We start from the raw sequence: 22,683 nt of genomic DNA on the forward strand, positions 1-22,683 counted from the left end.
GCGCCGATGGACGGGTGGGCGTGGCAGGGTCCCGACGGACGGGGCGTGGACGGTGCGGGAGGCGGACGGGTGAGCGTGGCGAGCGGGCGGACGACGGGGGACACGCAGGACACGCGGTCGCACGGGGCGGGCCGGCGGGCCGGGCGCCGCGCGGCGACGCTCCTGGTGCCGGTGCTCGCGGTGACCACCCTCGCGGCGTGCACCGCCGAGGAGGTCGACCCGGCGCGTGCCGGGACCGTGGTCGTCTCGGTGGACCTGCCCTTCGCCTCGCTCAACGGCGCGACGGCCGCCGGTCGTGCGCCGGGCAGCGTGCTGGTGCGCGGTCTGGTGCAGTCCGGGTTCTCGGCGATCGAGCCCGACGGCACGGTCCGCCCGGACGAGTCGTTCGGCACCGTCGAGAAGGTCGGCGACGACCCGCTGACGGTGCGCTACACGATCGCGCCGACCGCGCGGTGGTCCGACGGCGTGCCCGTCACCCCCGCGGACCTGCTGCTCGAGTGGGCGGCGCGCAGCGGTCAGCTGGACGAGGTCGTGCCCGAGCTCGACGCGGACGGCGTGGTCGCGCACACCCGGGACGACGTCGTCGTCTTCGGTGCCGCGTCCGCCGCGCTCGCGCGCGCCGCGTCGGTCCCGACCGTCGAGGGCGACACCGTCACGGTCGTCTACGACGCCCCTGTCGCCGACTGGCGCACCGCGCTGGACGTCAACCTGCCCGCGCACGTCCTGGGGCGCCTCGCGCTCGATCCCGACGCGCCCGCGCTGCCGATCCCGGGGGCGACTCCGTCGGCCACGGCCACGGGCACCACGTCGCCGTCGGCGCAGGCCGCGGCGGACGCCACCGCGACCACGTCGCCCTCGCCCGTCGCAGCGGCGTCCGCGTCGCCCTCCGGCGACGCGGATCCCGACGCCACTCCCGAGCCTGCGGGCGAGCGCGACGACGCCGGGGCCGGCGAGGAGCTCGAGGAGGCCGCCGGCTGGGCGCAGGCGGTGGTGACGGCCGTGCAGCAGCAGGACCGGTCGGCGCTCGTGCCGATCTCGCGGGTCTGGCGTGCGGCCGGGCGCGCGGGGGACGTCACGGCGGACCCGACGCTCACGACGACGACCGGACCGTACGTGCTCGCGGACGTGGGGGGAGCGGGCGTCGAGATGGTCCGCAACGAGCGGTACGCGGGGGAGGCGCCGGCGGCGTACGACCGGGTGCGGGTGCGCACGGACCTCGATCCCCTCGCCCAGCTCGACGCGCTCGCCGCGGACGAGGTCGACGTGGCAGCACCGGTGAGCACGTCCGACGTCCTGGCAGCGGCGGAGGGCCTCGAGGACGTCGCGATCGCCACGGGCGGGGACGCCGTGCTCCAGCTCGTGCTGCAGCAGGACGCCGGTGGCGTCTTCGATCCCGGCTCGTACCAGGACGCGCCCGACCCGGCGGCGACGGTCGCCGCACTGCGCGCGGCGTTCCTCGTGAGCGTGCCGCGCGAGGAGGTCGTGGTCGACGCGGTGCGCCCGCTGTGGGCGCGTGCGCAGGTGTCGGAGGTGGTCGCGGCGCAGGTGGCGCCGGCGGCGACGCCCACGCCGGTGGCGTCGGCCACCGCCGCGGCGGCGGCCGACGGGCCCGTGGAGGTGCGGGTGCTGACGAACACCGCCGACCCCCTGCGCGCGGCGGTGCTCGACGCGCTGACGACGGCGGCCGCCGAGCAGGGCTTCGAGGTGGTCCCCGTGGCGACGGCGGACGCGGCGCAGAGCCTGCGCACGCGCCCGGAGGACTGGGACGCCGCGCTCGTACCCGTCGCCCAGGAGGACCTGCCCGTCGCCGCCTTCGCGGCGCGCTGGCGCAGTGGGGGCGCCACCAACGTCACGGGCCACGCGGACCCCGCGCTCGACGAGGTGCTCGACGCGCTGGTCGCGCAGCCGGACCCGGACGCCGCGGGTGCGCAGGTCGCGGACGCGTCGGCCGCCCTGCGCACGTGGGGCGCCGTGCTCCCGGTGGTGCGCACACCCGTCCTGACGGTGTCCGCCACGCGTGACGCGGCGGAGGACCGCGGGCTGCCGGTGGTCGCGGACGTCCCGGTGCTCACACCTGCTGCGGCGGACCTCACATGGTGGTGGAACTGGACACGACGGTAGGATGGGACGCTGCGCCGCGCCCGGCGCGCCCCCACACCTGCTGAGATGAGTCCCCGCATGCCCGCAACCGACCAGGCCGCCGGCACCGCCGTGCGCTCCGACCTGCGCAACGTCGCGATCGTCGCGCACGTCGACCACGGCAAGACGACCCTCGTCGACGCGATGCTCTGGCAGTCCGGCGCGTTCGGTGCGCACGACCACGTGGACGAGCGCGCGATGGACTCGGGCGACCTGGAGCGTGAGAAGGGCATCACGATCCTCGCGAAGAACACGGCGATCCGGTACGCCGGGCCCGCCGCCGCGAAGGTCGGGCAGCCCGACGGCATCACCATCAACGTCATCGACACCCCGGGCCACGCCGACTTCGGCGGCGAGGTCGAGCGCGGCCTGTCCATGGTCGACGGCGTCGTCCTGCTCGTCGACGCGTCCGAGGGCCCGCTGCCGCAGACGCGCTTCGTGCTGCGCAAGGCGCTCGCCGCGAAGCTCCCGGTGATCCTCGTCGTCAACAAGGTCGACCGCCCCGACGCCCGCATCGACGAGGTCGTCCACGAGGCGACCGACCTGCTGCTGGGTCTCGCGTCCGACCTGCACGACGAGGTGCCGGACCTCGACCTCGACGCGATCCTCGACGTGCCCGTCGTCTACGCCGCCGCCAAGGTCGGCAAGGCCTCGCTCGAGCAGCCCGCCGACGGCGGCCTGCCCGACAGCCCGGACCTCGAGCCGCTGTTCGCGACGATCCTCGAGAAGATCCCCGCGCCGTCGTACGACCCCGCGGCGCCGCTGCAGGCGCACGTCACCAACCTCGACGCCTCGCCGTTCCTCGGCCGGCTCGCGCTGCTGCGCATCCACAACGGCACCCTCCGCAAGGGGCAGACCGTCGCGTGGGCGCGGCACGACGGCACGCTGCAGAACGTCCGCATCACCGAGCTCCTCGAGACCAAGGCGCTCGAGCGCGTGCCCACGGACTCCGCGGGCCCCGGCGACATCGTCGCCGTCGCCGGCATCGAGGACATCACCATCGGCGAGACCCTCACCGACCCGGACGACCCGCGCCCGCTGCCGCTCATCACGGTCGACGACCCCGCGATCTCGATGACGATCGGCATCAACACGAGCCCGCTCGCAGGCAAGGGCGGCAAGGGCCACAAGGTCACCGCTCGCCAGGTCAAGGACCGGCTCGACCGCGAGCTCATCGGCAACGTGTCGCTGCGCGTCCTGCCCACCGAGCGCCCGGACGCGTGGGAGGTGCAGGGCCGCGGCGAGCTGGCGCTGGCGATCCTCGTCGAGCAGATGCGCCGCGAGGGCTTCGAGCTCACGGTCGGCAAGCCGCAGGTCGTCACCCGCGTGATCGACGGCAAGGTGCACGAGCCCACCGAGCGCATGACGATCGACGTCCCCGAGGAGTACCTCGGCGCCGTCACACAGCTCCTCGCGCAGCGCAAGGGCCGCATGGAGACCATGAGCAACCACGGCACCGGCTGGGTGCGCATGGAGTTCGTCGTCCCGGCGCGCGGCCTCATCGGCTTCCGGACGCGCTTCCTCACCGACACGCGCGGCACCGGCATCGCGTCGTCGATCGCCGAGGGCTTCGAGCCGTGGGCCGGCCCGATCGAGACCCGGACGAACGGCTCGCTCGTCGCGGACCGCGCGGGCGTGGCGACACCGTTCGCCATGCTCAACCTCCAGGAGCGCGGCACGTTCTTCGTCGACCCGACCTCCGAGGTGTACGAGGGCATGGTCGTCGGCGAGAACGCGCGCAACGAGGACATGGACGTCAACATCACCAAGGAGAAGAAGCTCAACAACATCCGCTCGTCCACGGCGGAGTCGTTCGAGAACCTGGTGCCGCCGCGCAAGCTCACGCTCGAGGAGTCGCTGGAGTTCGCGCGCGAGGACGAGTGCGTCGAGGTGACGCCCGAGGTCGTGCGCATCCGCAAGGTGGTCCTCGACCAGACGGAGCGTGCGCGGCAGACGGCGCGCAACAAGAAGTCCTGACCCGCATGACCGGTGGCCTGCTCGCGGTCCACGCGCACCCCGACGACGAGTCCCTCGCGACCGGGGCGCTGCTGGCGACGTGGGCGGCCGCCGGCAGGCCGGTCACCGTGGTGACCGCGACGCGTGGGGAGCGTGGCGAGGTCATCGGGAGCAGGTGGGCGCACCTCGAGGGCGACGGCCCGGCGCTGGCCGCGCACCGGGAGAGCGAGCTCGCCGGTGCGCTGGCCGCGCTCGGGGTGCGGGGCCACCGCTTCCTCGACGCGGGCGCCGACCGTCGCTACGAGGACTCGGGCATGGCGTGGGTCGGCACGGGTCGCGCCGGCGCCGCCGCCGACGTGCCGCCGGGCGCGTTCGTGTCGGTCCCGCTGGACGAGGCGGCGCAGGCCCTCGCGGCGGTCCTGCGCGAGCACCGCCCGCAGGTCGTCGTCACCTACGAGCCCGGCGGCGGGTACGGCCATCCCGACCACGTGCGCACGCACGAGGTCACCACGCGTGCGCTGGAGCTCGTCGCCGCCGACGCGCCCGTGCCGGTCGTGCTGTGGGCGGTCGCGGGCCGCGGCGCGACGCGACGGGCGCAGGCCGCGCTCGCGGGCCCGGCCGTGCGCGCCGCGCTCGGGGCGGCCGCCCACGCCCTGACGCCCCCGGACCCGGACGGCCCGCAGGCCGCCGTCGTCGTGCCCGACGAGGACGTGGACCTGCTGGTGGAGGTCGCGCCCGTGCGCGACCGCGTGCTCGAGGCCCTGCGGGCGCACGCGACGCAGGTGCAGGCCGTGCGCGCCGTCGACGACGACGCGCTCCTGGGGTGCTGGGCGCTGAGCAACGCCGTCCTCGGAGCCCTGCCCGTGGTCGAGGGCTACCGGTTCGCGCCGGGCCGCCCGGCGCCCGCGGGCGTCGTGTGGCCCACCGGTGTGCGACCGGTAGCCTGAGCGCCGTGCAGCCGCCCTCAGCCGCGACCCTCCGGCGTGCCGTCGCGTCGTTCGGTCTCGGTGTCCTGGCCGGGACGATCGGCACGGCCATGCACCGCGCGGTCCGACCGTGGGGTCTCGTGCTGTGCATCCTGCTCGTGCTCGTGATCCTGCTGACGACCCGCGCCTGGGCCGGGTGGTTCGGCTACGTCGCCGGCACGGGCGGCACGTTCGTCGCGATCCAGGTGCTCGCCTCCGGCGGGCCGGGTGGTGACCTGCTCGTGCCGAGCAGCGACCTGTGGGGCTGGGCGTGGGTGGCCGGGACCGCAGCGGCTGTCGCGGTGGTCGCGTTCGTGCCCCGGCGGTGGGTCGAGGACGAGGCACCACCGGCGTGAGCGAGGGCGTGACCGGTGACCGGCTGCGCGCGGTCGCGTCACGGCTCGCGGCCGGCGTCGCGGTCGTCACGGTCGAGCGCCGGGGCGTCGCCCACGCGGCGACGGTCGGGTCGCTGGTGTCGGTGTCGCTCGAGCCGCCGCTGGTCCTGTTCTGCGTCCACACGGACGCGCGTCTGCGCGACGTGCTCGACGACGCCGACACGTGGGCGGTCTCGGTCCTGGCCGACGACCAGGCCGACGTCGCGGACTGGCTCGCGTCACCCGGGCGGCCGGCGGTCGGCCAGCTCGACCGTGTCCCGCACCGCCCGGCGCCGGTCTCGGGTGCCGCGTGGCTCGACGGTGCCGCCGCGTGGCTCGACTGCCGGACGGAGGCGGTGCATCCCGCGGGGGACCACGACGTGGTGGTCGGTCGTGTGCTCGCGGCGCGGGAGGGCGCGGCCGGGGCCGGTGGGCTGGTCCACCTCCGGGGTCGGCTGCGGGGCGTCCGTTAGCCCTGCCGACACGTCTGCGGCCCGTGCGGAGCGGGTGATCGTTGCTGATCTGGAAGATTTGTCCGACTGTTCTCGCAGATCACGACCGTAGAATCGGCGGGCGCGCGTCGTGCGCGCGCACGAGCAGCTCGGGGGATCGATCATGCACGGGACCGACCGCGACACGCCGACCGGCGGCGCCGACCGCGACTCCGCCGACGTGCCCCGCGGCGGTGTGCCGCAGCCCCACGACGCGCCGGAGGCCACCGTCCCCGAGCCGCCCACGTCCGACGCCACCACGGACGGCTCGACCGGTACCGACGCGCCGGCGGCCGACGCCGACGGGACGGCGGAGGCCACCGACGCCCCGGCGGCGGACGCCGCCACCCAGGACGCCCCGGCGGGTGCGGACGCCGTCGACGCACCCGTGACCACCGGCGAGGACGGTCCGCGCGGTTCGACGCCGCCGCCCGCGGTCCCGCCGCCGGTCACCCGCGCGCGCCCGCTCGCGCCGGAGCCCGCCGCGCCCCTGGCCGCGTGGCCGTCGTGGGACGACGTCGCGGTCACCGCGCCACCGCCGGAGCCGGCGCCGCCGGCGGCCGGGAGCGCCGAGCCCGCGGCGCCGGAGCCCGCCGCCGAGCCGTCCGCCACCCAGGCGTCGGACGCCGGGCAGGAGCCGACCGCCCAGGCGCCCGCCCGACCGGGTCGTGCCGACGAGCGTGCCGACGAGCCCGAGGCGCCGGCCGCCGGACCGCGGTCCGGGTCCGTGCCGACCGGGACCGCGTCTGCCGGGACTGCGTCTGCCGCCCCCGCTCCGGTGCCCGGCGCCCCCGGGCCCCTGCCGCCGCTCGATCTCGGCAGCCTGTCGGCCCTGGCCTTCACGGCGCTCAACGCGGCATCGGTGGGCGTGCCCGCCCACGCGCTGCCGAAGGACGCCCCGGCCCGGCCGGGTGATGCCGACGCCGACGGTCCCGACGGCGCCGCTGCCGCGGGCCCCGAGGCATCCGGGCCGGCCGCGGACACCGAAGGGTCGGCCACCGAGAACGAGGCCGCCGCCGCGCCGGACGACGCCACGGACGCCTCCGCGCAGGCAGCGGGCGAGCAGGGGCTCGCGGGGGACGCAGCACCGGGAGCCGGCTCCGCGACCGGTGCGCCCACGCCGGTCGACGTGGAGCGGGTTGCCGCGGAGCCGGTCGACGCCGAGCCGGTCGCCGCGGAGCCGGTCGACGCCGAGCCGGCTGCCGAGCGTGCCGACGAGGTCGAGGCCGTGCCGTCGGTGCCGCGCACCGACGACACGGCCGTCGTCCCACCGACGCCGCGGCCCGACGAGACGACGGTCCTGCCGGCCGCCGGTACGGACGTCGCGACGCGTGCGACCCCCGCGGCCCCGACCGTCCCGCCGCGACGGACGTCCGCGCTCGCCGCACCGCAGGCACCGGCGGAGCCGGTCGCCCCGGCCGGACCCGAGCCCGACGACGCGTCGCCGCTCGCCGTCTTCGAGCCCGAGGAGTCGGACCGCCGGTGGCCGCGGGCGCTGGCGATCACGGGTGGTGCACTGGCCCTGCTCGCCGCTGTCTACGTCGGGTCGTCGTTCGCGCTCGCGGACCGGGTGCCGCGCGGCGCGACGGTCGCGGGCGTCGAGATCGGCGGCCTGTCGTCGGCGCAGGCCGAGCAGCACCTGCGCGACGAGCTCGCCGAGCGCACGACGTCCCCCGTGGCGGTCGTCGCGCAGGAGGTGCAGGCGGAGGTGGACCCGGTCGCCGCGGGCCTGGAGCTGGACGCTGCCGCGACCGTCGCGCGACTGACGGGCGTGGACCTGGCGCAGCCCGCACGCGTGTGGCGCCACGTGGTCGGTGTGGGGGAGCAGCGGCCCGTCACCGTCGCTGACGAGTCCGCGCTCGACACGGCGCTCACGCAGCTGTCGGGCTCGCTCGTGCTCGCCCCGGTCGACGGCACGGTCGTGTTCGCCGACGGTGCGGCGCACTCGACCGACGCGGTCGACGGCTGGGAGCTCGACACCGCGGGTGCCGCGGCTGTCCTCGAGGACGGCTGGCTCACGGCCGAGCAGCCGGTCGAGCTGCCCACGAGCGCCGTGCCCCCGGCGGTGACGCAGGAGGAGACCGACCGCGCGCTCGCCGAGCTCGCGCAGCCGCTCGCCGCCGCCCCGGTGACGGTGCAGGTGGCCGACCGCCAGGCGGTCCTCGACGTCGCGACCCTCACGGCGCACGCGGCCGTCGTGCCCGTCGACGGTCAGCTCCAGCTCCAGCTCGACGGCGAGGCGCTGTCGCAGTCCGTGCTCGCCCAGCTGCCGGACCTGCTCACCTCGGCGTCCGACGCGCGCTTCGAGTTCCAGGGCGGCGCGCCGGTGATCGTGCCCGGGACGCCGGGCACGACGCTCGACCCCGCGACGCTGTCCGCGTCGGTCGCGCAGGCGGCCACCGCGGGCGAGGGACGGCTCGCCGCGGTCGACCTCGTGGAGTCCGACCCGGCGGAGACGACTGCTGCGCTCGAGGCGCTCGGCGTCAAGGAGATCGTCTCGGAGTTCTCCACCCCGCTGACCAGCGAGCCGCGGCGCACGTCGAACATCGCGACCGGCCTGCGGAACATCACCGGGACGCTCGTGCGCCCCGGCGAGGTCTTCAGCCTCACGGAGGCGCTGGGGCCTGTCGACGCCGCCCACGGGTTCGTCCAGGCCGGCGCGATCGTCAACGGGGAGCACACGGACGCGTGGGGCGGTGGCCTGTCGCAGGTCTCGACCACGGCGTTCAACGCGGGGTACTTCGCCGGTTACGAGGACGTCGAGCACAAGCCCCACAGCGAGTGGTTCCAGCGTTACCCCGAGGGGCGGGAGGCCACGATCTTCACCGGCGTGCTCGACATGAGGTGGCGGAACAACACGCCGTACGGCGCGCTCGTGCAGGGTTTCGTGGCCGACGGTCGCGCGCACGTGCGCATCTGGAGCACCAAGCACTTCACGGTCGAGACCGAGAAGAGCGGTCGCTCGGGCGTGGTGGCCCCGACCACGGTCTACTCGCAGTCGCCGACGTGCGAGCCGCAGAGCGCGGGCAACCCGGGTTTCACGGTGACCAACACGCGCAAGGTGTACCTCAACGGTGAGCTCGTCGCGACCGAGCCGTTCACGTGGCGCTACAAGCCGCAGAACAAGGTCATCTGCGGCACCGCGCCGGCGCCGGGAGCGTCCCCCACGCCCTGACGTCAGGCGGTGTCGTCGCGCTCCCGTCGCGCCCGGCGCGGCGGGGGCGGTGGCACCACCTTGGCGCGCAGCACGTGGGCGGCGGGGACGCGCACGTCGCCGCGCCGCGTGCGCACCGTGAGCCCGTCGGCGTCGACCCCGACGACCTCGCCGAGGACGTCGGTGAACGGCGGCTCACCGCCGCGCAGGGTGCCCGTGGGGGTGCCCGGCGGCAGGTCGTCGCGGACGCGGCGCACGACGACGCGCGTCCCGGGCACCCACGCGCGCCAGATCTCGCCGCTCACCGGGAGCTCCGTGTGTCGCAGCGTGGACGGCGGGACGGGGTGTCGTGCACGTGGGGGATACTAGGGCTGACCGCTGCACATCGTGGAGGACCCCCGTGACGTATGTGATCGCCGAACCCTGCGTGGACGTCAAGGACAAGGCGTGCATCGAGGAGTGTCCGGTCGACTGCATCTACGAGGGCAAGCGCTCCCTCTACATCCACCCGGACGAGTGCGTCGACTGCGGTGCGTGCGAGCCGGTGTGCCCCGTCGAGGCCATCTACTACGAGGACGACGTCCCCGAGCAGTGGAGCCAGTACTACGAGGCGAACGTGCACTTCTTCGACGAGATCGGCTCGCCCGGTGGCGCCGCGAAGATGGGTGAGATCGCGCACGACCACCCGATCATCGCCACCCTGCCGCTGCGGGTCCACGGCGAGTGACGCGCCGGGACCCTGGCCAGGGGCGCACGTGGGCCTGCTGACCGGCGCGCTGCCGGACTTCCCCTGGGACTCGCTGACGCCGTACGCGCAGGTCGCGCGCGCACACCCGGACGGCATCGTCGACCTCTCGGTCGGCACCCCGGTCGACCCGACCCCGCAGGTCGTGCGGGACGCGCTCGCGGCGGCGGCCGACGCGCCGGGCTACCCGACCACCCACGGCACGCCTGCGCTGCGCGAGTCCGTCGTGGCGTGGTTCGCGCGGCGCCGCGGCGTGCCGGGGCTCGACCCGGCGGGGGTGCTGCCGACCCTGGGGTCCAAGGAGCTCGTCGCCTTCCTTCCCTCGCTGCTGGGGCTCGGGGCGGGTGACGCCGTGCTCCACCCCGCGACTGCGTACCCGACGTACGACGTGGGTGCGCGGCTCGCCGGGGCGGCGCCCGTGCCCACCGACGACCCGGCGGGCGAGCTCGCACGGCGGGACGACGTCCGGCTCGTGTGGCTGAACTCTCCCGGCAACCCCGACGGCTCCGTGCTGGGCGTCGCGGAGCTGCGGGCCGTCGTCGAGGCGGCGCGCGCGGCGTCGCGGCGCACGGGGCGGCCCGTCGTCGTGGCGTCCGACGAGTGCTACGCGGAGCTCGCGTGGGACCAGCCGTGGGTGGCCGAGGGCGTGCCGAGCGTGCTCGACCCGCGCGTCACGGGCGGTGACCTCACGGGTCTGCTGGCGGTGTACTCGCTGTCGAAGCAGTCGAACCTCGCGGGCTACCGCGCCGCGTTCGTCGCCGGCGACCGTGCGCTGGTGGCGGGCCTGCTCGAGCCGCGCAAGCACGCGGGCATGATCGTGCCGTCCCCGGTGCAGGCGGCCATGACCGTCGCCCTGGGCGACGACGCGCACGTGGCGGAGCAGCGCGAGCGGTACCGTCGGCGGCGCGCGACGCTGCGGGCGGGCTTCGAGGCCGCCGGCTACGTGGTCGACCGCTCGCACGCCGGGCTGTACCTGTGGGTGCGGCCCGACGGCCCGCTGCAGGACGCGTGGACGACCGTGGGCGACCTGGCCGCCCTGGGGCTCCTGGTCGCGCCCGGGGCGTTCTACGGGGCGGCCGCCGCGGGGCACGTGCGGGTCGCGCTGACGGTGTCGGACGAGCGGGCGGCGCAGGCGGCCGCCCGGCTGTCCGGCGCGTAGCGCTCCCACCGTCCGCGGCGTGGTCCCCGCGTCCCGGACGTCGTAGATTTCTCGCAGGAGCTTGTGAGGAACCTCACATCCGGGCCAAGGGTCCGTCGCACATTCGTCAAGGGGCCGGTATCGCAGGTACGGTCGCCTGGGCCGACGAGGGTCACCACCGTGTGTCGGCCTCCCCGTCGGCTCGTACGGCACACCGCCGCAGCCGGACGGACCCGCTCGTCGGCGCAGGAAGGAACCCCCATGTCGGACGTCGTCACCGCACCGGTGCAGGCCCCCGTCCAGCTCGTGGTCGACGGGCAGGCACGCGACCTGCCCGTGGTGCCCGCCACCGAGGGCAACGACGGGATCGTCGTCTCGTCCCTGCTGCGGGACACCGGCATGGTGACCGTGGACCCGGGCTTCATGAACACCGCCTCGTGCGAGTCGCAGATCACCTACATCGACGGCGACGCGGGCATCCTGCGCTACCGCGGCTACCCGATCGAGCAGCTCGCCGAGCACTCCTCGTTCCTCGAGGTCGCGTACCTGCTCATCCACGGCGAGCTGCCGACGCCCGACGCGCTGTCGGCGTTCGAGGAGCGCGTCAACCGGCACACGCTCGTGCACGAGGACTTCCGCACCTTCATGGGGACGTTCCCGCGCAACGCGCACCCCATGGCCGTGATGGCCTCGGCGCTCAACGCGCTGTCGACCTTCTACCCCGAGTCGCTCGACCCGTTCGACCCCGAGACGGTCGAGCTGGCGACGGTGCTGATCCTCGCGAAGACGCGCACGATCACGTCCTACGTCCACCGCGCCTCGAAGGGTGAGCCGCTGCTCTACCCGGACTACTCGCGCGGGTACGTCGAGGACTTCCTGCGCATGACGTTCGCGGTGCCCTACCAGCAGTGGGACCCGGACCCGGTCGTCGTCAACGCGCTCGACAAGCTCCTGATCCTGCACGCCGACCACGAGCAGAACTGCTCGACGTCGACCGTCCGCGTCGTCGGCTCCAGCCACGCCAACATCTACGCGTCGGTCGCGGCCGGCATCAACGCGCTGTCGGGCCCGCTGCACGGTGGCGCCAACGAGGCCGTGCTGAAGATGCTCGACCAGATCAAGGCGAACGGCGGTGACGCCACCGACTTCATGCGCCGCGTGAAGAACAAGGAGGACGGTGTCCGCCTCATGGGCTTCGGCCACCGGGTCTACAAGAACTACGACCCGCGCGCCGCGATCGTGAAGCAGAGCGCGCACGAGGTTCTGCAGGCCCTGGGCAGCGCCGACGAGCTGCTCGACATCGCGATGAGCCTGGAGGAGATCGCGCTGTCGGACGACTACTTCATCTCCCGCAAGCTCTACCCCAACGTCGACTTCTACACGGGGCTGATCTACAAGGCGATGGGCTTCTCGGAGAAGATGTTCACGCCGCTGTTCGCCCTGGGGCGCATGCCGGGCTGGATCGCCCAGTGGCGCGAGATGATGAACGACCCGCAGACGAAGATCGGCCGCCCGCGCCAGGTCTACACCGGCGCCACCGAGCGCGACTACGTGCCGGCCGACCGCCGCTGACCTGTCGCGTCAGCCGGCGAGCGTCAGCCGCACCTGCCCGTCGGGCAGGGGCGGCTGCTCGCCCGGCTGCCACGTGGGTGCGGCGCGCGACCACGTCGAGTCGCCCACCGCCACGGCGTCGACGTCGACCGCGTCCGCGACGGCGACGGCCCACTGCGCGAACGACCAGCCCGCCCGCACGGCGTCGTCCACGGGCAGCGCGCTCGCCGTGACGTCGACGAACGTGGGGACGCCCTCGCCGTCGCCGAGCGTCACGCTGACCGGCAGCTCGCCCAGGTCGCGGGCGACGCGCGCCAGCAGGGCGTCGGGCCCGGCCGGCTCCTCGACGGGACGCAGCGTGCAGCTCAGCGCGGCGGGGGAGTGCCCGGTGAGCGCGGACGCCCACGCGCGCGCCCGCACCTCGTGCTGGGCGTACGCGTCGGGGAAGCCGCTGCGCTGCACGGCCTGCGCGGCCTGCGTGACCGGCATGTCCTGGTAGCCCTCGACCTTCTCGAGGCCCTCGAAGAACTTCGTCGTCGAGTACACCGGGTCCATGATCTGCTCGACCGTGCCCCAGCCCTGTGACGGGCGCTGCTGGTACAGGCCGACCGAGTCGCGGTCGCCGTAGTCGATGTTCTCGAGCCGGGACTCCTGCAGTGCGGTCGCGATGCCGATGGTCACCGCGCGCGCGGGCATGCCACGGCGGGTCGCGACGGCGGCTGCCAGTGCGGCGTGCTGCGCCTGGTCCGGGCTCAGGCTCCAGTCCGTGCCGTCGAGGTGCGCGACGCACCGCTCGGCGACCGGCGGGGCAGGTCGCGCGCGCAGCAGCGCGACGACCGCGCCCACGGCGACGACGAGCAGGACGACGGCCAGCCCGGCGGTGACGAGCACCGGCAGGCAGCCACCGCGGCGACCGCGCGCCACGGCGTCAGTTGGCGTGCAGCGCGGAGTTCAGCTGCACACCGGCGCCGGACCGCGCGACCGCCTCGACCTCACCCGTGCGCGAGTTGCGCCGGAAGAGCACGTTGTCCGCGCCCGCGAGCGCGCGGGCCTTGACGACGCGTGCGCCGTGGTCGTCGACCGCGTCCTCGAGGTCGAAGCCGACGAGCCGCACCTTGGTGCCGGCCGTGACGTACAGGCCGGCCTCGACGACGCAGTCGTCGCCCAACGGGATGCCGAGGCCCGAGTTCGCGCCCAGCAGCGAGCGTTTCCCGATCGACACGACCTCGCGGCCGCCGCCGGACAGCGTGCCCATGATCGACGCACCGCCGCCCACGTCGGAACCGTCGCCGACGACGACGCCGGCCGAGATGCGGCCCTCGACCATCGACGTGCCGAGCGTCCCGGCGTTGTAGTTGACGAAGCCCTCGTGCATCACGGTGGTCCCGGCCGCCAGGTGCGCGCCCAGCCGCACCCGGTCGGCGTCCGCGACCCGCACGCCCGCGGGCACGACGTAGTCGACCATCCGCGGGAACTTGTCGATGCCGTACACCGTCACCGGGGTGCCCGTCGCGGCGCGCAGGCGCAGTCGCGTGGCCTCGAAGTCCTCGACCGCGCACGGCCCGCGGTCGGTCCACACGACGTTGGGCAGCACCGCGAAGATCCCGTCGAGGTTCTGCCCGCGCGGCGCGACGAGGCGGTGCGACAGCAGGTGCAGGCGCAGGTACGCGTCGGCGGTGTCGGCGGGCGGTGCGTCGAGGTCGACGACGGTCGCCACGAGCGTGACGCGCACGCCGCGCGCCTCGTCCTCGCGCTCGCCGGCAGCGAGCCCGTCGGGTGCGTGCAGGCGCACCGACCCGGGGTCGGCGACGTCGAGGGTCGCGGGCGCGCTGCCCAGGGCGGGTGCCGGGTACCAGACGTCGAGCGTCGTGCCGGCAGCGGTGACGGTGGCCAGGCCGAGGCCCCAGGCCGTGCGGTCGGTCATGGCAGACAAGCCTACGGTGCGGACGACGCACCCGGGCGCGCGCGGGGTGCGCGTAGGGTCGGCGACGTGCCTGCCGATGACCTGCTCGACCTGTCCGCCGACGTCGTGACGCTCACCCGCGCGCTGTGCGACGTCCCGTCCGTGAGCGGCGACGAGACCCGTCTGGCGGACGCCGTCGAGGGCGCCCTGCGCGCGCACCCGCACCTCGAGGTCCTGCGCGACGGCGACACCGTCGTGGCGCGCACGCACCTGGGTCGCGCGCGTCGCGTCGTCGTCGCCGGCCACCTGGACACCGTGCCCGTCGCGGACAACCTGCCGACGCGCCTCGAGGGCGACGAGCTGTGGGGCCGCGGCACCGTCGACATGAAGGCGGGCTGCGCCGTCGCGCTGCACCTGGCCGCGACGCTGCCCGACCCGGTGCACGACGTCACGTGGGTGTTCTACGACCACGAGGAGGTCGCGTCCGACCTCAACGGGCTGGGCCGCGTCGCCGACCGGCACCCGGACTGGCTCGCGGGCGACTTCGCCGTGCTGGGCGAGCCGAGCGACGGTGGCCTCGAGGGCGGCTGCAACGGCACGCTGCGCGTCGAGGTGCGGCTGAGCGGCGTCGCGGCGCACTCGGCGCGCGCGTGGGTCGGCGTCAACGCCGTGCACGCGGCCGGCGAGGTGCTGCGCCGGCTCGAGGCGTACGAGCCCGCCACCGTCGAGGTCGAGGGACTGGCCTACCGCGAGGGCCTCAACGCCGTGCTCGTCAGCGGCGGCGTCGCCACCAACGTCATCCCCGACGCGTGCGTCGTCACCGTCAACTACCGCTTCGCGCCCTCGCGGACGGTCGACGAGGCCGTGGCCCACGTGCGCGAGCTGTTCGCCGGCTACGAGGTCGTCGTCACCGACGCCGCGGCGGGCGCCCGCCCGGGTCTGGACGCCCCCGCGGCGCAGGACTTCGCCGCCGCCGTCCTGGCCGTCACCGGCGGACGTCCGGCACCCAAGTACGGCTGGACCGACGTCGCCCGCTTCAGCGCGCTCGGCGTGCCCGCCGTGAACTTCGGCCCCGGCGACCCGCTGCTCGCGCACAAGGACGACGAGCGCGTGCCCGTCGCGCAGATCGAGCTGTGCCACCGCGCGCTGCGCGCCTGGCTCACCGGCGACGCGCCCGCGGGACCCCTGCACGCGACGGCCTGAGGGCCGCGGCGCCCGGCCGCTCAGGACGCGAGCAGGGCCTCGACGTCCTGCGGGTACGGGAACGAGCCCGGCTCGTACGCGCACAGCGGGTCCTCCCCGAAGGGGTCGCCGCTGGTCGCCCACCCGCGTGAGCGAGAGCCGCCGCAGACCCGGGAGAACTCGCACGCGCCGCACCGGCCCTGCAGCCGCGCGGGGTCCCGCAGCCCGGTGAACAGCTCGGACGTGCGGTAGGTCGTCGTCAGGGGCTGCTCGCGCACGTCGCCGGCCGTCACCGGCAGGAACCCCGAGGGGTGGACCGTGCCGACGTGCGACACGAACACGAAGCCGTGCCCGGCGTTGACGTTCACCGGCGGGCGGCGCGGTCGCACCGCCGCACCCCAGCCGAACGCGGCGGTCCGCTCGGTGAGCTCCGCGTACAGGTCCCCCAGCCCCAGGGCGGCGACGTGGTCGACCCCGCGTGCCTCGAGCACGGCCCGCTGCAGCGCGACGCGCCGGAAGTGGTGGCCCTCGGTGGTCTTCACCGGCACGTGCGGCCCCAGGTCGTACAGGTAGCTCATGACGTCCTCGGCCTCCTGCGCGCTCAGCGCGCCCAGGTCGACACCGCGGCCCACCGGCACGAGCATGAACGCGCTCCAGGTCATGGCGCCGTGCTCGCGGACCAGCGCCGCCAGGTCGGGGAGCTCGTGCACGGTCCGCCGCGACACGGTCGAGTTGACCTGCACCTTGATGCCCAGCTCGCGGGCGGCCGTCCAGGCCGCGACCGTCCGGTCGAACGTGCCGGCCACCCGGCGGAAGCCGTCGTGGACCTGCGCGGTGGCACCGTCGAGGGACAGCGACAGCGCGGTCACACCCGCCTCCTGCAGACCGCGCAGCGCGTCACGGTCCAGCCGGGGCGTGCCCGACGGCGACACGGCCACCGCGAGCCCCAGCTCCCGGCCGCGGCGCACCAGCTCGGTCAGGTCGGGCCGCTCGAAGCAGTCCCCGCCGGTGATGACGAAGATCGGCGACGGCCGGCCGAACGCGGCGACCTGCCGCATGAGGTCCGTGGCCTCGTCCGTGTCGAGCTCGCGGGGGTGGCGCCGCGGCTGCGCCTCGGCGCGACAGTGCACGCACGACAGCGCGCACGCGCGCGTCGCCTCCCAGACGACGAGCAGCGGTCGGTCCGCCGGGTCGTGGCGGACGGTGCGGACGACGGGGCCGTGCGGGCGCATGACGGCCATCACACACCGCGGCGCGGGGCACGGCACGGGACGAGCGTCCCTGGCCGACGGCCCGCCGCACCCCGACCGCCCGGTGGCGGGCCTAGGCTCCTCGCATGACCCACGACGACACGCCGGCACCGGCGCCGGAGTACCGCCAGGGCCCGGTCCTCCTGCGCCGCGACCAGATCCCCGCCACCACGTCCGACCAGAGGCTGCTCTCCACGGGCGGCGGCGCGTCGTGGCTCCACGACGACCCGTGGCGCGTCATGCGGATCCAGAGCGAGTTCGTCGAGGGCTTCGGCGCGCTCGCGGAGGTCGGCCCCGCGGTGAGCGTCTTCGGCTCGGCCCGCACCACGCCCGACGACCCGTACTACACGCTCGCCCGGGACGTCGCGCGCGGCCTGGTGGAGGCGGGGTACGCGGTCATCACCGGCGGCGGCCCCGGCATCATGGAGGCCGCGAACCGCGGCGCGGCCGAGGCCGACGGGCTGTCGATCGGCCTCGGCATCGAGCTGCCCTTCGAGCAGGGCATGAACCGGTGGGTCGACCTCGGGGTCAACTTCCGGTACTTCTTCGCCCGCAAGACGATGTTCGTCAAGTACTCCGAGGGCTTCGTCGTGCTGCCCGGCGGATTCGGCACGTTCGACGAGCTGTTCGAGGCGCTCACGCTCGTGCAGACGCACAAGGTCACGGGGTTCCCCATCGTGCTGGTCGGCGGCGACTACTGGACGGGTCTGCTGTCGTGGCTGCGCGAGACCGTGCACCCGGCGGGGATGATCGCGGCCGCGGACGTCGACCTGCTGCAGGTCGCGACGACGGCGGAGGACGCCGTCGACATCGTCGTGCGGCGCAACGTCGAGCTGCGCGCGCGGGAGCAGGCGGCCGCGCAGGCGGCCGAGCGCGATCAGCGTGCCGCCGAGGGCGATGCGCTCGCGGGCGGCGGGTGGTGACGAGCGGTCCGCTGCCGGGCGTCCCCGCCGGCGCGGTGCCGCTGCGCCTGCGCGGGCGCACGTTCGGAGTCGACCGGCCCGTCGTCATGGCCGTCGTCAACCGCACCCCCGACTCGTTCTACGCCGCCGCGCGGTACCGCGCGGACACGGTCGACGCCGCGGTCGACCGGGCCGTCGCGGACGGTGCGGACGTGCTCGACGTCGGCGGCGTGCGCGCCGGCCGCGGACCGGTCGTCGACGAGGCGGAGGAGATGGCCCGCGTGCTGCCCGTCGTCGAGCGCGTCCGTGCCCGCCACCCCGACCTGCTGGTGAGCGTCGACACGTGGCGTTCCGGCGTCGCGCGCGCCGCAGCCGACGCGGGTGCCGACCTGCTCAACGACACGTGGGCGGGGCACGACCCGGCGCTCGTCGAGGTCGCCGCGGAGCGGGGGCTCGGCGTGGTGTGCTCGCACACCGGCGGCGCGGCGCCCCGCACCGACCCGTTCCGCGTCGAGTACCCCGCGCCCGGCGGCGTCGACCCGCTCGACGGCGTGCTCGTCGACGTCGTGACCACGCTCACGGCGGCCGCGGCGCGCGCCGTCGCGCTCGGTGTGGACCCCGCGTCCGTGCTCGTCGACGCGACCCTCGACTTCGGCAAGACGACCTGGCACTCGTTGCACCTGCTGCGAAGAACCCCGCAGATCGTGCAGATCGGGCACCCTGTGCTCATGGCGATATCACGCAAGGACCTCGTCGGGGAGACCTTGGACCTCCCGCCGGACGAACGGCTCGAGGGCACGCTCGCGGCCACCGCGGTCGCGGCCTGGCTCGGCGCCCGGGTGTTCCGGGTGCACGACGTGGCCGCGACGCGGCGCACGCTCGACATGGTCGCAGCGCTGCGCGCCGAGCGGGCGCCCGTGCACGCGCTGCGGGGGATGCTGTGAGCGGCGACGGCACGCCCGGCGCGGACGTCGAGGAGGTCGTCGACGCCGCACCCGGCCCGGCGACCGACGACGTCGCCGGCGACGCGGCGACCGCCGCCCACGGGACGCGGCACGTGACCGGCGCCGCGGGCGAGCCCGCCGACCCCGACCTCGCCGCCCCCGAGCCCGCGGCGCCCGCCGGACCGGCCTGGTGGCGACGCGTCGCGGCGTGGCCGTGGTGGGTGCACGTGCTGCTGGTCTGGGCCGCGTCACGCGTGCTCGTCGCCGGCGCGTTCCTCTGGACGTCGACGGTGCAGGAGGCGACCCACTGGGCGTCCGCGAACCCGTCCTACCTGCAGTTCGTCGGGCTGTTCTACGACGCGGGCTGGTACCAGCAGATCGCCGAGGGTGCGTACCCCGCGGAGCTGCCGCGCGACGACCAGGGCCTCGTGCAGCAGAACGCGTGGGCGTTCTTCCCGTTGTTCCCCGCGCTCGTGCGCGTGGTCATGCAGCTCACGGGCGGCACGTGGGTCGTCGTCGCGCCGCTGGTCGCGACCGCCCTGGGCGGGGCCGCGATGCTGGTCGTGCACGAGTGCGTCCGGTACGGCGCACCGCGGGCCGTCGCCGCCCGGCCCGGGCTGCCGCTCGCGTCCGTCGCACTGGTCTGCGCGTTCCCGACGGCCGCCGTCCTGCAGGTCGCGTACACCGAGGCTGCCGCGCTCCTGCTGATCGCGACGTCGCTGCTGCTGCTGGTCCGACGTCAGTACGCCTGGGCGGTGCTGGCGATCCTCGCGCTCGGTCTCACGCGGGCCGTCGCGCTGCCGATGGCCGTCGTGGTCGTCGTGCACGCGGGCGCCCGGTGGTGGCGGGCCCGGCGGGGCGAGGACACCTTCGGCCCGCGCGAGGCCGCGGGGCTCGCGGGCGTCGCCGCCGCGGCCGGGCTGTCGGGTGTCGCGTGGCCGGCCATCTGCGGCTGGGTCACCGGCGTGCCGGACGGCTACCTCCAGACGCAGGAGGCGTGGCGCGGGGTGCGCGAGGTCACACCGTTCCACGGCTGGACGTACGTGCCCCAGTTCTGGCTGGGGGAGTGGGGCGTCCCGGCGATGTTCGCGGGGTTCGCGCTCGTCGCCGCGGTCCTGGTGGTGCCCGCCGCGTGGCGCCTGGGCCCGGAGCTGCACGCGTGGTCCGCCGCGTACCTGCTGTACATCGTCGCCGTCATCGAGCCGGGCTCCAGCCTTGCGCGGTTCCTGCTGCTGGCCTTCCCGCTCGCCGCCGCGACGGTGGGCGTCGTGCGGCGCCCGACCTGGGCGCGGCGGCTGTGGTTCGGCGCGATCCTCCTGCTCATGCTGGGTCTCCAGGTGCTCTGGGTGCGCCAGATGTGGGAGTTCAACCCCCACGGCGACTGGCCCCCGTGACCCGTTCGTGCTCCGGCGACCCGAACAGTGCGGGTGCCCGGTGAACTAGGATGGTCGTCGGACAACCGGCTGACCAGGAGGTTGTCGGGCCCGCCCGACGACCGTCGGCCGGTGACGCGCGACGCGAAGGAGAGGCCCCGGATGGCCGCGATGAAGCCGAGGACCGGCGACGGACCGCTCGAGGTGACCAAGGAGGGCCGTGGCATCGTCATGCGCGTCCCGCTCGAGGGCGGCGGACGGCTGGTGGTCGAGCTCAACGCGACCGAGGCCGCCGAGCTGGGCGAGGCACTGACCTCCGTCGTCGGCTGACGACCTGCGCATGACTCCCCGCTCCACCGGCGCGGCGGCCCTGCCGCCGCGCACCCCGCCCGCCGTCACGCTGCACGCGGCGAGCGTCGCCGACTCGGACCTCCTGGACGACGGGTCGGTCGACGCCGTCGCCGTGCAGGTGGCCCCGGGCCGCGACGGTGACGATGCGCTGCAGCCCCGCTCGGGCACGCCCCAGGCCGCCGCGCGGTACGGCATCGACCTGGCCGAGCTCGCGGAGCGCGCCGGTCTGACGGGTGCTGCCGGTGAGGCGTTCACCGTCCACCTGCCGCTGCCCGTCGGCTCGTCCGTCGAGCTGCCGTGGGCGGGACTGCCGCCGCGGATCGTCCTCGTGGGCGTCGGCGACGAGGGCCCGACGGCGCTGCGTCGGGCAGGTGCGGCGCTCGCGCGTGCGACGCGCGGGCTGACGCGGGTGGCCGCGACCGTGGGCGCGCAGACCCACCACGACGAGGCGGGCGCAGCGCAGGCCGCACGCGCCGTCGCCGAGGGCTACCTGCTGGCCGCCTACCGGCAGCCGCGCACGACCCGGACCCCGGACGACGAGCGGCCCGCGGAGCTCGTGCTGCTCGGTCGCGACGGTGCGGCCGTCGCAGCCGCGGTCGAGACCGCGCGGACGGGCGCCGAGGCGACCTGGCTGGTGCGGGACCTGGCGAACACGCCGTCCAGCGTGAAGGACCCCGCGTGGATGGCCGACCGCGCGCGGCGCCTCGGTTCCAGGGCCGGGCTCGACGTGCAGGTGCTCGGGCCGCGCGAGCTCGCCGCGGGCGGGTTCGGCGGCATCCTCGCCGTCGGTGCCGGCTCGGCGTCGACCCCGCGCCTCGTGCGCCTGACGTACACGCCCGCGAAGGGCGGCGGGCGGCACGTGGTGGTCGTCGGCAAGGGCATCACGTACGACACGGGCGGGCTGTCCATCAAGCCGCGCGAGGCGATGGTGCCCATGAAGACCGACATGGCGGGGTCGGCCGTGGCGCTCGCCACCGTGCTGGCCGCCGCCCGGGCCCAGGTGCCGCACCGCGTCACCGCGGTGCTCCCGCTCGCGGAGAACCACGTCGGTGCAGCCTCCTACCGGCCCGGGGACGTCGTGACGATCCACGGCGGCACGACCGTCGAGATCGCCAACACCGACGCCGAGGGGCGTCTGGTGCTCGCCGACGCGCTCGCCTGGGCCGACGCGACGCTGGAGCCCGACGTGCTCGTCGACGTCGCGACCCTCACGGGTGCCGCGACGCTCGGGCTGGGCCGTCAGCACGCCGCGCTGTACGGCACGGACGACGCGCTCGTCGCCGCGCTCACGGAGGCAGGTCGGCGCACGGGTGAGCTCGTGTGGCACATGCCGCTGGTCGCGGACTACGAGGAGGCCGTGCGCTCGTCGGTCGCCGACCTGCGCCACGTCCCCGAGGACCGCAGGATCGGGGGCGGGTCGATCACGGCCGCGCTCTTCCTGCGCCGGTTCGTCGGGCAGCGGGCCTGGGCGCACCTCGACATCGCCGGCACCGGCCGCTCGACGTCGGACAAGCACGAGGTCACCGAGGGCGCCACGGGCTACGGGGCGCGCCTGCTGCTGGAGTACCTCGCCGCGCTGGACTGAGCGCGGCTCAGCGCCGGACGGCGACCAGCAGACCCTCGCCCGCCGGCAGCAGCGCCGGGACCAGGCGGTCGTCGGCGCGCACGTGGCGGCCGACGTCGCGCACCGTCGTCGTCGCCTCGTCGCGCCGCGCCGGGTCCGCGACCCGGTCGTGCCACAGCGCGTCGTCGACCGCCAGCACGCCGCCGGGACGCAGCAGACGCACCGCCTGCTCGACGTACGCCGGGTAGTTCTCCACGTCCGCGTCGACGACGACCATGTCGTAGCCGCCGTCGGTCAGGCGCGGCAGCACGTCCATCGCGCGGCCGGAGATCGCGCGCGTCCGGGTGCTGCGCACGCCCTCCTCGGCGAAGGCCTCCTTCGCCGCACGCTGGTGCTCGAGCTCGAGGTCGATCGTCGTCAGGACGCCGTCGGCCGGCATGCCGCGCAGCAGGTACAACGAACCGACGCCGGCACCGGTACCGACCTCGACGACCGCCCGCGCCTGCGCCGCCGCCGCCAGCACGCGCAGCGCCGCCCCGGCGCCGGGCAGCACCGGGGTGCAGCCGAGGTGCGACGCGCGCTCGCGGGCCCGCAGCAGGACGTCGTCCTCCTCGAGGAACTCCTCGCAGTACACCCAGCTGGTCGCCTTGTCGGTGGAGATGACGCGCCTCCTCGTCGTCCGCCCCGGTCGGGCGTGCCTG

20 protein-coding genes are annotated in these 22,683 nt (G+C 75.5%); 15 read left to right on the forward strand and 5 right to left on the reverse strand.

The window, feature by feature from the left end; translation table 11 throughout:
* Positions 1-69: 69 nt before the first annotated feature.
* The 6 genes from CFLA_RS04965 to CFLA_RS18910 all read left to right on the forward strand — a co-directional run bounded on the left by CFLA_RS04965 (position 70) and on the right by CFLA_RS18910 (position 9,100).
* Positions 70-2,121, forward strand: a complete 2,052-nt coding sequence (locus tag CFLA_RS04965; RefSeq protein WP_013116226.1) for an ABC transporter substrate-binding protein — start codon at positions 70-72, stop codon at positions 2,119-2,121.
* Positions 2,122-2,178: 57 nt separating this feature from the next.
* Positions 2,179-4,116: a translational GTPase TypA gene (typA, locus tag CFLA_RS04970; RefSeq protein WP_013116227.1), complete on the forward strand. Its 1,938-nt coding sequence runs from the start codon at positions 2,179-2,181 to the stop codon at positions 4,114-4,116.
* Between the two features lie 5 nt (positions 4,117-4,121).
* Positions 4,122-5,042, forward strand: coding sequence for a PIG-L family deacetylase (locus CFLA_RS04975; protein ID WP_013116228.1), 921 nt, complete (start codon positions 4,122-4,124; stop codon positions 5,040-5,042).
* 5 nt (positions 5,043-5,047) lie between these two features.
* Positions 5,048-5,416, forward strand: a complete 369-nt coding sequence (locus tag CFLA_RS04980) for a hypothetical protein (protein ID WP_013116229.1) — start codon at positions 5,048-5,050, stop codon at positions 5,414-5,416.
* Positions 5,413-5,907 carry a flavin reductase family protein gene (locus tag CFLA_RS04985; RefSeq protein ID WP_013116230.1) on the forward strand — a complete coding sequence of 165 codons (495 nt, stop codon included), beginning with the start codon at positions 5,413-5,415 and terminating at the stop codon, positions 5,905-5,907. The genes CFLA_RS04980 and CFLA_RS04985 overlap by 4 nt, the downstream gene beginning before the upstream one ends.
* Before the next feature lie 142 nt (positions 5,908-6,049).
* Positions 6,050-9,100, forward strand: coding sequence for a VanW family protein (locus CFLA_RS18910; protein ID WP_013116231.1), 3,051 nt, complete (start codon positions 6,050-6,052; stop codon positions 9,098-9,100).
* 2 nt (positions 9,101-9,102) lie between these two features.
* Here the strand turns inward: CFLA_RS18910 and CFLA_RS04995 are convergent, their stop codons facing one another.
* Positions 9,103-9,384 carry a hypothetical protein gene (locus CFLA_RS04995; RefSeq protein ID WP_013116232.1) on the reverse strand — a complete coding sequence of 94 codons (282 nt, stop codon included), beginning with the start codon at positions 9,382-9,384 and terminating at the stop codon, positions 9,103-9,105.
* A 95-nt stretch (positions 9,385-9,479) separates the two neighbouring features.
* Here CFLA_RS04995 and fdxA point away from each other — a divergent pair, with 95 nt between their 5' ends.
* The 3 genes from fdxA to CFLA_RS05010 all read left to right on the forward strand — a co-directional run bounded on the left by fdxA (position 9,480) and on the right by CFLA_RS05010 (position 12,534).
* Positions 9,480-9,806: a ferredoxin gene (gene fdxA, locus CFLA_RS05000; protein ID WP_013116233.1), complete on the forward strand. Its 327-nt coding sequence runs from the start codon at positions 9,480-9,482 to the stop codon at positions 9,804-9,806.
* Positions 9,807-9,834: 28 nt separating this feature from the next.
* Positions 9,835-10,983: a succinyldiaminopimelate transaminase gene (gene dapC / locus CFLA_RS05005; protein ID WP_013116234.1), complete on the forward strand. Its 1,149-nt coding sequence runs from the start codon at positions 9,835-9,837 to the stop codon at positions 10,981-10,983.
* Between the two features lie 240 nt (positions 10,984-11,223).
* Positions 11,224-12,534 (forward strand): citrate synthase, encoded by a 1,311-nt coding sequence (locus CFLA_RS05010; protein ID WP_013116235.1) that lies wholly within the window; start codon positions 11,224-11,226, stop codon positions 12,532-12,534.
* A 9-nt stretch (positions 12,535-12,543) separates the two neighbouring features.
* Here CFLA_RS05010 and CFLA_RS05015 read toward each other — a convergent pair whose 3' ends face one another.
* Positions 12,544-13,437 (reverse strand): hypothetical protein, encoded by an 894-nt coding sequence (locus CFLA_RS05015; RefSeq protein WP_245530304.1) that lies wholly within the window; start codon positions 13,435-13,437, stop codon positions 12,544-12,546.
* A 4-nt stretch (positions 13,438-13,441) separates the two neighbouring features.
* Positions 13,442-14,437 (reverse strand): 2,3,4,5-tetrahydropyridine-2,6-dicarboxylate N-succinyltransferase, encoded by a 996-nt coding sequence (gene dapD, locus CFLA_RS05020; RefSeq protein WP_013116237.1) that lies wholly within the window; start codon positions 14,435-14,437, stop codon positions 13,442-13,444.
* A 66-nt stretch (positions 14,438-14,503) separates the two neighbouring features.
* Between dapD and dapE the strand changes: the two genes are divergently transcribed.
* A complete protein-coding gene (gene dapE, locus CFLA_RS05025) occupies positions 14,504-15,619 on the forward strand; it encodes a succinyl-diaminopimelate desuccinylase (protein ID WP_013116238.1) in 1,116 nt (371 codons plus the stop codon).
* A 20-nt stretch (positions 15,620-15,639) separates the two neighbouring features.
* Here the strand turns inward: dapE and CFLA_RS05030 are convergent, their stop codons facing one another.
* The gene (locus CFLA_RS05030; RefSeq protein WP_013116239.1) at positions 15,640-16,839 is read right to left on the reverse strand and encodes a TIGR04053 family radical SAM/SPASM domain-containing protein; all 1,200 of its coding nucleotides are present in this window, start codon (positions 16,837-16,839) and stop codon (positions 15,640-15,642) included.
* 95 nt (positions 16,840-16,934) lie between these two features.
* Between CFLA_RS05030 and CFLA_RS05035 the strand changes: the two genes are divergently transcribed.
* From CFLA_RS05035 to CFLA_RS05055, 5 genes are all read left to right on the forward strand, one after another.
* Entirely contained in the window at positions 16,935-17,771 is an 837-nt protein-coding gene (locus CFLA_RS05035; protein WP_013116240.1) for an LOG family protein, read from the forward strand.
* Positions 17,768-18,694 (forward strand): dihydropteroate synthase, encoded by a 927-nt coding sequence (folP, locus tag CFLA_RS05040; protein WP_013116241.1) that lies wholly within the window; start codon positions 17,768-17,770, stop codon positions 18,692-18,694. The genes CFLA_RS05035 and folP overlap by 4 nt, the downstream gene beginning before the upstream one ends.
* Positions 18,691-20,088 carry a hypothetical protein gene (locus tag CFLA_RS20370; protein ID WP_013116242.1) on the forward strand — a complete coding sequence of 466 codons (1,398 nt, stop codon included), beginning with the start codon at positions 18,691-18,693 and terminating at the stop codon, positions 20,086-20,088. Before folP ends, CFLA_RS20370 begins: the two co-directional genes overlap by 4 nt.
* Positions 20,089-20,229: 141 nt before the next feature.
* The gene (locus tag CFLA_RS05050) at positions 20,230-20,397 is read left to right on the forward strand and encodes a DUF3117 domain-containing protein (RefSeq protein ID WP_013116243.1); all 168 of its coding nucleotides are present in this window, start codon (positions 20,230-20,232) and stop codon (positions 20,395-20,397) included.
* 10 nt (positions 20,398-20,407) lie between these two features.
* Positions 20,408-22,003, forward strand: coding sequence for a leucyl aminopeptidase family protein (locus tag CFLA_RS05055; RefSeq protein WP_013116244.1), 1,596 nt, complete (start codon positions 20,408-20,410; stop codon positions 22,001-22,003).
* 7 nt (positions 22,004-22,010) lie between these two features.
* Here the strand turns inward: CFLA_RS05055 and CFLA_RS05060 are convergent, their stop codons facing one another.
* Complete coding sequence (locus CFLA_RS05060; protein ID WP_013116245.1) at positions 22,011-22,643, reverse strand: O-methyltransferase; 633 nt, start codon at positions 22,641-22,643, stop codon at positions 22,011-22,013.
* Between the last annotated feature and the right edge of the window lie 40 nt (positions 22,644-22,683).

Source organism: Cellulomonas flavigena DSM 20109 (genome assembly GCF_000092865.1).
Lineage (GTDB): Bacteria > Actinomycetota > Actinomycetes > Actinomycetales > Cellulomonadaceae > Cellulomonas > Cellulomonas flavigena.

Excerpts from the sequence above, each read along its gene's own strand:
- typA (WP_013116227.1), top strand. The coding sequence starts at position 2,179 with ATGCCCGCAACCGACCAGGCCGCCGGCACCGCCGTGCGCTCCGACCTG.
- CFLA_RS04975 (WP_013116228.1), top strand. The coding sequence starts at position 4,122 with ATGACCGGTGGCCTGCTCGCGGTCCACGCGCACCCCGACGACGAGTCC.
- CFLA_RS18910 (WP_013116231.1), top strand. The coding sequence starts at position 6,050 with ATGCACGGGACCGACCGCGACACGCCGACCGGCGGCGCCGACCGCGAC.
- CFLA_RS05010 (WP_013116235.1), top strand. The coding sequence starts at position 11,224 with ATGTCGGACGTCGTCACCGCACCGGTGCAGGCCCCCGTCCAGCTCGTG.
- dapD (WP_013116237.1), bottom strand. The coding sequence starts at position 14,437 with ATGACCGACCGCACGGCCTGGGGCCTCGGCCTGGCCACCGTCACCGCT.
- CFLA_RS05030 (WP_013116239.1), bottom strand. The coding sequence starts at position 16,839 with ATGGCCGTCATGCGCCCGCACGGCCCCGTCGTCCGCACCGTCCGCCAC.
- CFLA_RS05035 (WP_013116240.1), top strand. The coding sequence starts at position 16,935 with ATGACCCACGACGACACGCCGGCACCGGCGCCGGAGTACCGCCAGGGC.
- CFLA_RS05050 (WP_013116243.1), top strand. The coding sequence starts at position 20,230 with ATGGCCGCGATGAAGCCGAGGACCGGCGACGGACCGCTCGAGGTGACC.
- CFLA_RS05055 (WP_013116244.1), top strand. The coding sequence starts at position 20,408 with ATGACTCCCCGCTCCACCGGCGCGGCGGCCCTGCCGCCGCGCACCCCG.